General features: G+C 44.5%; 2 protein-coding genes. Both read left to right on the top strand.

The genetic code is table 11. The features are described 5' to 3' along the window. Nucleotides 1-450, top strand: a 450-nt coding sequence (locus tag A3766_RS29290; RefSeq protein WP_156509147.1) for a 2'-5' RNA ligase family protein, incomplete at its 5' end; no start/stop codon positions are given. Nucleotides 451-681: 231 nt separating this feature from the next. Further along, nucleotides 682-1,016 (top strand): hypothetical protein (locus tag A3766_RS25845; RefSeq protein ID WP_156509146.1); only part of this gene is annotated, 335 nt, incomplete at its 3' end.

The raw sequence follows: 1,016 nt of genomic DNA, 5'->3' as shown, positions 1-1,016 counted from the left end.
CTAGTACTACCTGATTACCAGAGAGCACCTCACATCACTTTATCTGCTTGCGGACTGGTGGATCCTGCTCACTTCTGCGAAGAGAAGCTCGCCCGGCAAATCAGAGCGCTTGAAGAATTAAAGCTTTCGCCCTTTTCTCTAGAAAGCCTAGGCCTAGACAGTTTCGAGACAGCCCCCTACCTTTCGATAAACAAGCACCCTCTTCTTCTAAAGATACGCGGTACACTGGAATCTATCTGTCAGGATAATCCCGCACGCGACTACCACCCTCATCTTACTTTGGGCTTTTATAAACAGTCGTACTCACTCAGCACCTTACAGCGCCACTTATCAGGCTATACACAGCCAGTCCTCCCAAGTCTAAGCGTACAAAGCCTATGCTACTGCACCTATCAGACCAAAGAAATCCAGGGAAACATCACAATAAGACACAAGCTCCCGCTTTCATAACGCAATAACACTCTCAGTTAACGCTGATAGCTCAAGAAAACCGATCTATCCCTAAGAATTATTCCTCCATTTTTACGGCGAAAATGCACAGTTATGCTATTTTTAAGGAGGGGCAAGCTTTAACGAAGCAATTATCGACGTCAGCACACTCCTGACACATATCAGTCAATTGCCTAGCCCCTAACCTCATTGAATAGCACTGGGCATATACTGACGTGGCAACAAACGTAAATGAATAAGCTAACTACATCACTATCCTTCAAGTTAGCGATACCAAGTATCCTTATTGGCACGATATTTTTGCTGTCCGTCTCGCTATTATTCTCTTATCACGCAGAGCGAACATTAGAGCGTGAAAGCAATATAATTGCCCAGCATATACAAGACACGCTACTTATCGCTAATGAAACCAATGCTAACACAGCTAATTTAAGGCGTATTGTTAAAGCCTTAACGGCACGAAATGACATGACCCGCTTGCTCCCGGTGGAACAGGCAAGTGGCATTATCAGCGCAGACAGCCAAGAAGAAAATATTGGCCAAAATGTTCATAATTCACTCGACAA

The organism is Oleiphilus sp. HI0132 (assembly GCF_001635845.1).
This window is presented reverse-complemented; position numbering and strand designations above follow the sequence as displayed.